The organism is Bradyrhizobium sp. 31Argb, assembly GCF_043638955.1.
Taxonomy (GTDB): Bacteria; Pseudomonadota; Alphaproteobacteria; order Rhizobiales; family Xanthobacteraceae; genus Bradyrhizobium.
The window spans coordinates 39,884-47,018 of the sequence record NZ_JBEGDB010000038.1; the positions used below are offsets into that span (position 1 = coordinate 39,884).

7 protein-coding genes are annotated in these 7,135 nt (G+C 63.1%); 3 read left to right on the forward strand and 4 right to left on the reverse strand.

Annotation, left to right across the window (positions count from 1 at the left end; genetic code table 11):
- Positions 1-17: 17 nt before the first annotated feature.
- The 4 genes from AAFX91_RS10430 to nagA form a co-directional block, all read right to left on the reverse strand.
- Positions 18-590: an RNA polymerase sigma factor gene (locus AAFX91_RS10430; RefSeq protein WP_130579741.1), complete on the reverse strand. Its 573-nt coding sequence runs from the start codon at positions 588-590 to the stop codon at positions 18-20.
- Positions 583-1,299, reverse strand: a complete 717-nt coding sequence (locus AAFX91_RS10435; RefSeq protein ID WP_394566398.1) for an STN domain-containing protein — start codon at positions 1,297-1,299, stop codon at positions 583-585. The genes AAFX91_RS10430 and AAFX91_RS10435 overlap by 8 nt, the downstream gene beginning before the upstream one ends.
- A 293-nt stretch (positions 1,300-1,592) precedes the next feature.
- Positions 1,593-2,795, reverse strand: a complete 1,203-nt coding sequence (locus AAFX91_RS10440) for an aspartate kinase (protein ID WP_130579739.1) — start codon at positions 2,793-2,795, stop codon at positions 1,593-1,595.
- Complete coding sequence (nagA, locus tag AAFX91_RS10445) at positions 2,796-3,980, reverse strand: N-acetylglucosamine-6-phosphate deacetylase (RefSeq protein ID WP_394566399.1); 1,185 nt, start codon at positions 3,978-3,980, stop codon at positions 2,796-2,798.
- 116 nt (positions 3,981-4,096) lie between these two features.
- Here nagA and AAFX91_RS10450 point away from each other — a divergent pair, with 116 nt between their 5' ends.
- Genes AAFX91_RS10450 through AAFX91_RS10460 form a run of 3 tightly spaced genes read left to right on the forward strand, consistent with a single transcriptional unit; the run spans position 4,097 to position 7,006 of the window.
- Positions 4,097-5,020, forward strand: a complete 924-nt coding sequence (locus AAFX91_RS10450) for a BadF/BadG/BcrA/BcrD ATPase family protein (protein ID WP_130579737.1) — start codon at positions 4,097-4,099, stop codon at positions 5,018-5,020.
- Positions 5,021-5,039: 19 nt separating this feature from the next.
- Complete coding sequence (locus AAFX91_RS10455) at positions 5,040-5,996, forward strand: N-acetylmuramic acid 6-phosphate etherase (protein ID WP_130579736.1); 957 nt, start codon at positions 5,040-5,042, stop codon at positions 5,994-5,996.
- Between the two features lie 11 nt (positions 5,997-6,007).
- The gene (locus tag AAFX91_RS10460; RefSeq protein ID WP_130579735.1) at positions 6,008-7,006 is read left to right on the forward strand and encodes an SIS domain-containing protein; all 999 of its coding nucleotides are present in this window, start codon (positions 6,008-6,010) and stop codon (positions 7,004-7,006) included.
- Positions 7,007-7,135: the final 129 nt, after the last annotated feature.

The following is a 7,135-nucleotide window of genomic DNA, read 5'->3' on the forward strand; positions in this document are numbered from 1 at the left end:
AATTTTGCTCTCCCGCATCATTTGGGCGGCTTCCGTTTGAAGCGCGAGGCGCAATATTCCTGCGCCGCCCGCAGCTCCTGTTCGACCATGCTCACGGAAATCCCGAAGCGCGCGGCGATCTCGCGGCGTGTCATTCCGTCAACACGCGCCGCCAACAGTATCTCCCGCCGCCGCGCCGGAAGCTTGGCGATGATGTCGCTCAGCCGGACTATCTCCCGTTGGTTCTCGACCACTTGCAAGGGTCCAGGCGCATCATCGGGGACATTGATCACGGCGTCGATGTCGGCCTTCGTGAGGCGCCGCTGTTCGGCGCGACGCTGGTCCAGAGCCGTGTTGATAGCCATGCGGAAGAGATAGGCCAGCGGATTGCGGATCGTTCCGACGCTTTCGCCTCCCGCAAGCCGCAGATAAGTATCGTGCAGCGCGTCTTCGGCCCATTCTTGTGACCCCAGCCGCCGCGCAAGGCGGCGCGTGAGATCGGCATAGCGTTTGACGAACAGGGTCCGCAGGGCGGAGCCATCCCCGATACCGTCGGGGTCGGGTTCTTTCGCGTCGCCGCTGTCGTCGGAGGGATCGCGGAGCTTATCCATGGCTCCGCCCTTTCACCTCAGCGGCGCAGTTAACGATACCGGAGGAGCGCGGCAGCATCACGAATGTAAAAGGCTGCGCCAACCCGGCCGGCGGCGGCTCGCCAATCGAGGCCGCTGCCACCGCGTCAAGGATCGCCGCATCCCGGTCCGGGTCGCTCGTCGAGCTGAGCAGGACCGGATGCATCACCTCGCCAGCCGGGCCGATCCAGAATTTCATGGCGAGGCGATAGTCGCCCGGTCTGGTCCGCGCGGTGCTGCACAGGGCGCGGCCGATGCCAGCCTGCAGCAGGCTGAAATAGCTTTGCTCGTCCCTGCCGCGGTTCGCCAGTGCCGCCCTGGCGATAGCAGAGGGTGAGCGCGCAATCGCTGGTTCCGGAGCGCCTGGCACAATGACGATCGCCTCGTCAGCCGTGTATCGTGCGACAAGCCCGCTACCCCTCAGCAACCGTTGAAGTGCCACCTCAGAGGACAGTTCGCCTTTCACCTCGACCGAGGTGCGGCCCAGCGCCAAGTTTCCGTCATAAAGCACGACGACTCCCGTCACGGCGCTGAACGTCTCCAGCGCCGATGCAAGTTGTTGCGCCGGGAGGTCGAACACGAAGCGATGATCGGCCGCGCGGAGGCTGCCGGAGATGAAGGCGACTGCAGTACCGAAGATCACGACCCAGCGCAAACGCCGCCACCGGTTCCTCGCAACCGGCCTGCTCATCGTCAAACGTACCCCCAAATTCATAAGCGCGTGTCGCGGACCCTAGCCAGCCAGTGTCACAATCCCATGTCGGACGTGGTACACACGGGTCGCTGCGATGCTCATATTATAATGTCAATGGTTTTGCGAGCGTCCGGCTGTTCGTGACCGAGCCGCCAAACGGCAGCACCGCCCGCTTCAGGCTTTAGGTGGTCGTCCGATTTACGTCGTCGATGTCTTGCCAAATCACGTCACGCTCGATGCGGAAACGGCGGACCCAGGCCACCGCTTCACCCCTTAGCTCGCGCTCGGCTTTATGTGTGCTGGATAAGCGAATGCAAGGCCTTGACCGCGGCTTCCCGGTTCTCCACAGGCACAAACAGACTGACCGAATGCGGCGACAACACATAACTGTCGGGGACAATCCCGTGATGTCCGAGAACCTGCAACGCCCTGAACGGCAATTCCGACGAAACGCCGCCGAAGCAGGTGAGACTCACCGAGCTTGACGCCTCGCGCTGCTTGCGCAGATCCTCAGCGTGCTCCAGCGTGCGCAACAGGGCGTCGAGCCACTCTGAATCACAAGCCACGGTCATGCTGGTCTTTCCCGCGGTGAAGCTCGAGGCGAGGAGCTGCGGCCAGGACAGGCTGTTTTGCTTGAGATGCTGCGCGAATTTCTCGAAACCGTGATTGAGATCCTTGGAATCGATTTCCACATGCTCAATGCGAGCCATCGAGTTGACGGCCAGAACCTTTCCGTTTTCCATGCCTGCAACCTCTTTCATCACTTGCGTGCTGTGTTCAACGCCACCCCACTGCTTGAGAACCAGAGGCACATCCTGACTTTGCGCCAGCTCTACGCTGCGAAAATGCAGGATCTTTGCACCCCAGAAGCACATTTCGGACAGGGATGCGAAGTCCACGCGCCGCAGGGGCTTTGCATCCGACACGATGCGCGGATCGGCCGAACAAATTCCGTCAACCTCTTTGATGATTTCACAGCGTTCGGCTTTCAGCGCCGCGGCCATCGCAACGGCCGTGGTGTCGCTGCCGCCGCGGCCGAGCGTAGTGATTTCCCTGGTCGCCGGGTTCACGCCCTGAAATCCTGCCAGCACGACAACGCGACCACGATCAAGTTCCTCACGCACGCGAATGGGCCGTACATCCAGAATGCGTGCCGAGGAATGCGAGTCGTCGGTCATCACGCCGGCCTGGCTGCCGGTGAAGCTGATCGCTGATACGCCGAGGTCGGAAAGCGCCATGCTCATCAGGGACATGCTGATGCGCTCACCGGTCGTCAGCAGCATGTCGAGTTCACGGCGATTGGGAGCAGGGCTTACCTGATAAGCCATCTGGATCAATTGGTCGGTGGTCTTGCCCATGGCGGAGACGATCGCCACGACACGATGACCACGGCCATGCAGCTCGGCGAGACTCCGCGCAACCGCGCGAATTTTCGTCGGTGTTTCGAGACAGACACCGCCATATTTTTGCACGATGATGGGATGGTTGCGCATCTAACCTCGGTGAGAAGCCTCGCCTGTCTCGTCCATAGAACCGACACCGCTGATCCATGTGCCAACGACTTCAAAGTTCGGATTGAAGGCGACAAGGTCCGCGCGGTATCCGGGCGCGATCCGTCCAAGCTCGGACTCCAGGCCCAGAAATGCCGCTGGCGTGCGAGAGGCCATGATGAGGGCGTCGACAAGGGAGATTCCGGCGAGCTCAACGGCGTTGCGCACCGCTTCGATCATGGTGAGGTGAGCGCCCGCGAGTGTGCCATCGGGGCCAGTCAGGCGATTTTCGTGCAACGTGATCTGCCTTCCTTGCAGCATGAATTGCCGGTCGTTCGTATCAGCCAATGGCATGGCGTCAGTGACCAGCATCAATCGATCGCGTCCCTTGCAGCGGAAGGCAACGCGCAAACCAGCGCGGTCAACGTGGATGCCGTCGCAGATGATCCCCGCAAACAGCCGGTCATCCCAAAGCGCGGCGCCCACCAGGCCCGGCTCCCGGGCGTTCAACTGCGACATGGCATTGAACAGATGGGTCACCCCCGAAACACCGCGATCGACCGCCTGGCCGATTTCGGTTGCGCTGGCGTTGCTGTGGCCGGCCGCGATACGCAATCCGGCGCCGATCAATTCATCGATCATGGACGCGGGTACGCATTCCGGGGCCAAGGTCACAATGGAGCGGCCGCGGCCCCCAAAACTTTTGATCGCAGCTAGATCGCGCCGATCGGGCACGCGTATCTCGGCTTCCGGATGAATGCCCTTGCGAGACGTGTTGAGGGCCGGCCCTTCCAGATGAAAGCCGAGCACGCCGGGAATCTTCAGACAAGCCTGGGCGACTGCAGCCAATCGCTCGATGACCTCGCTGCGATCGGTGATGAGGGTCGGCAGGCAGCCTGTGGTCCCCTGCTTGCGGTGCGCCTCAACGATGCGTCGAACGCCAGCCTCCGTTGGCTGGTCGTTGAGAAGAACGCCCCCGCCTCCGTTCACCTGGATGTCGATGAATCCGGGTGCAAGGATCGCGTCTGCGGGAAGGTGGATGGAGGCGCGTGCCTCCGCCTCGCCGCAGGTGATGCTTTCAATCCGCCCCTGCGAGATCCTGACCGACCCCGGCCCGCGCATCTCGGCACCATCAAAGATGTGCTGTGCGGCAATCGTAAGAGAGACGGAAGACCCGACGTGGCCCATCAGTATTGATCCGAGAACGGCAGTCACGGACTCGTGAGGCGAGTCCTGTACAAGACTTTATATGTACACCTAGGGCTTTGGGAGGACCCGGAGCGAAACCCTCGCGTTAACTTTCCATGGGAACAAAAGGTACCACGTATCTCGGCATTGACGGCGGCGGAACCCGCTGCCGTGCCCGGATCGAGGACGAAAACGGCAGGGTACTCGGTGAAGCGAGCTCGGGGCCTGCCACGACGCGGATTGGCTTCGAGAAGGCCTGGCGGTCCATTATGGAGGCCACTGAAGCGGCAGGCGCACAGGCTGGACTGACGCGCGAGGATTTCGCGCGGATGCACGCTGGAATTGGCCTTGCCGGTCTTGGTCGCCGGGGCGCGGAAGCGGCGCTCAACGAGATCGCGCATCCCTTTGCGTCTGTCATCTTCATCAGCGACGGCCTGGCGGCCTGTCTCGGTGCCCATAGCGGCGCGGACGGGGCCATCGTGGTAGCCGGCACGGGCTCGGTGGGTGTCGGCCTGATCGACGGCTCCGAAATCCGTCTCGGCGGTTACGGCTTTCCCGTGTCGGACGAAGGCAGCGGCGCCGACATCGGCCTGCAGGTTGTTCGATTGGCGCTGCGGGCCGCGGATCGCCGCAGCGAGCTGACCCCATTGCTTTCAGAGGTGCTGGGTGCATTCGATCATGATCCTTATCAGGCCGTGGCTTGGTCTGAAGAAGCCAGGGCCACAGACTACGCTGCGTTCGCGCCGATCGTGATACGGCACGCCAATCAGGGCGATCCGGTCGGCCGTCGCATTGTCGAACGCGCGGCCGATGCCATTGGTGATCTGCTCGATCTGTTCCTGGCGAGAGGAATTGACCGGCTCTCGCTGGTGGGCGGGCTCGCAGATGCCATTACGCCCTGGCTGACGCCTGACCTGCGCGCCCGCCTGAGGTGTCCCGACGCCGACGCGGCGGCCGGCGCGTTGCTGGTGGCGCGAGGGCGGCTTGACCTGCCCGGGAGAGAAACTGACCATGAACAGGCTTCAAAGTTCAGCGTTTGATGGCGCACGGATCAACTATATGGCCACCGAAGAAGTAGATCCCCGCTTTGCCGATCTTGATGCATGGTCGCTGACGTCAGCGATGGAAGCGATGTGGGAGGGCCAGCTTGCGGCAGTCGCGGCGATTGGCCACGCCCTTCCCGCGATCACTGCGGCGACCGAAGCGGCCAAAGCGGCGCTGGGCGATCGCGGACGCATTGTGTATGTCGGCGCCGGCACCTCGGGCCGCGTGGCGGTCCAGGACGGCGCCGAGCTGATGCCGACCTTCGCCTGGCCTAACGAGCGTGTCCGCTTCATCGTCGCCGGCGGAGACAGCGCGTTCGTCACCAGCGTCGAGGGCGCGGAGGACGATGTCGATGATGCGGTCACGCAGATCAATGCCGCGCGACTCACGCCGCACGACGTGGTGATCGCTGTTGCCGCCAGCGGGACAACGCCATTCACGGTCGCGGCGCTGCAACAGGCGGGCTCTTTCGGTGCAGTGACAATCGGTGTCGCCAACAATCCGGGCACCGCACTGCTGGCATCGGCAAAGTTTCCGATCTTGATCGAGACCGGCTGCGAGCTGATCGCCGGCTCTACGCGGATGAAGGCGGGCACCGCGCAGAAGGTTGTGCTCAACCTGATCTCCTCAGGGATCATGCTGCGCCTTGGCCGGGTGTATCGCGGCATGATGGTGAACATGCAGCCGACCAATGCCAAGCTGAAGCGGCGCGCCGAGGCCATGGTGGCGCAAATCGCGCACTGTGATCCGTCGCACGCGGCACGCTCGCTTGAGCAGGCCGAGGGAGACATCAAGACGGCAAGCCTTCTGGCGTTGGGTGTCGACAGGGTTGATGCCGAGGCCATTCTGAAAAACTGTGACGGCAATCTTCGGCGCGTGTTTGCCGAACTCGCCAAGGATCTCGTCAAGGATGTTGACCGGCATCACAAGGAAGCGCCGGCGCGCAAGCAAGGCGGAGAGGTTGAGCCGTGACAACATCCGCGATGGCGAGCGAAATCGGTGAAAGCGCGGATGTTGTCGCCAAAATTGTTCGTAACCGCGCCGCCACGCGCGACATCGCACAGCGAATTGGGATTGGCTCCGCCCCCCTGTGCGTCGTGTGCGGCCGGGGAAGCTCCGGGCATGCCGGGGTTTTCTTAAGATACCTTGTCGAGACGCGGCTTCGCCTTCCCGTTTCAGCCAGCGCTCCTTCGGTGATCACGGCATTTCGCACGCCCTTGATGCTGCGCCATGCGCTGTTCATCGTGATCTCGCAATCCGGGCGCAGCCCGGATCTTATTGCGGCGACCAGGTCGGCGCGATCAGCGGGCGCCCGCACCGTCGCCATCGTCAATGCGACGTCGTCGCCGGTGGCTGACGAAGCGGAGTTCGTCATTCCGATCGAAGCCGGCAGAGAGCACTCCATAGCCGCGACCAAGACCGTGATCGGCTCGATGGCCGCTAGCGCCGGACTTGTTGCCGAGCTGGCGGAAGATCACGCGCTGCGGTCAGCCCTCGACAGGCTGCCCGAGCGCCTGCACCGCGCGCTGGTGCTCGACTGGTCCGGGATTGCCGATGATCTCGCCAACGCGTCAGCCGTGTTTGTGGCGGCGCGGGGCCTCGGCCTAGGCTCGGCGCGGGAGATCGCGCTCAAACTTTCGGAAATCCTGCGCCTGCCTTCCATTGGTCTGAGCGCCGCCGAGCTGCAGCATGGACCGCGGGCCGCGCTATCATCGCGCACGCCGGTTGTCATGATGCGCCTCATGGATGAAACGGCGGCCACGGTGGACGCGCTGGCAGAAGAATTGCGCGAGCAAAAGATCGCGCTGCATCTATGCGGCGGTCCGCATGGCTCGCTGCCCTGGTTGGCCGAGGATGACCCCGCCACCGACCCGATCACCATGCTCGTTCCAGCCTATCGGATGATCGAGCAGACGGCGCGCGCCTGCGGATTTGACCCGGATCGTCCCCCTCGCCTGAGCAAGATCACCGAGACGTTTTGACGGCTCGTATTGCCTCACCTGAGGATGTTACTTTCGCTTGACGGATGTAGCTCCGACTGTCGGCCGGTCCGAGGTTGCGTCATTGCTCGCAGGATCGGAGGGACTGGGGACGTCGCGGAGTGCCCATCA

Excerpts from the sequence above, each read along its gene's own strand:
- AAFX91_RS10430 (WP_130579741.1), bottom strand. The coding sequence starts at position 590 with ATGGATAAGCTCCGCGATCCCTCCGACGACAGCGGCGACGCGAAAGAA.
- AAFX91_RS10435 (WP_394566398.1), bottom strand. The coding sequence starts at position 1,299 with ATGAGCAGGCCGGTTGCGAGGAACCGGTGGCGGCGTTTGCGCTGGGTC.
- AAFX91_RS10440 (WP_130579739.1), bottom strand. The coding sequence starts at position 2,795 with ATGCGCAACCATCCCATCATCGTGCAAAAATATGGCGGTGTCTGTCTC.
- nagA (WP_394566399.1), bottom strand. The coding sequence starts at position 3,980 with ATGGGCCACGTCGGGTCTTCCGTCTCTCTTACGATTGCCGCACAGCAC.
- AAFX91_RS10450 (WP_130579737.1), top strand. The coding sequence starts at position 4,097 with ATGGGAACAAAAGGTACCACGTATCTCGGCATTGACGGCGGCGGAACC.
- AAFX91_RS10455 (WP_130579736.1), top strand. The coding sequence starts at position 5,040 with ATGGCCACCGAAGAAGTAGATCCCCGCTTTGCCGATCTTGATGCATGG.
- AAFX91_RS10460 (WP_130579735.1), top strand. The coding sequence starts at position 6,008 with ATGGCGAGCGAAATCGGTGAAAGCGCGGATGTTGTCGCCAAAATTGTT.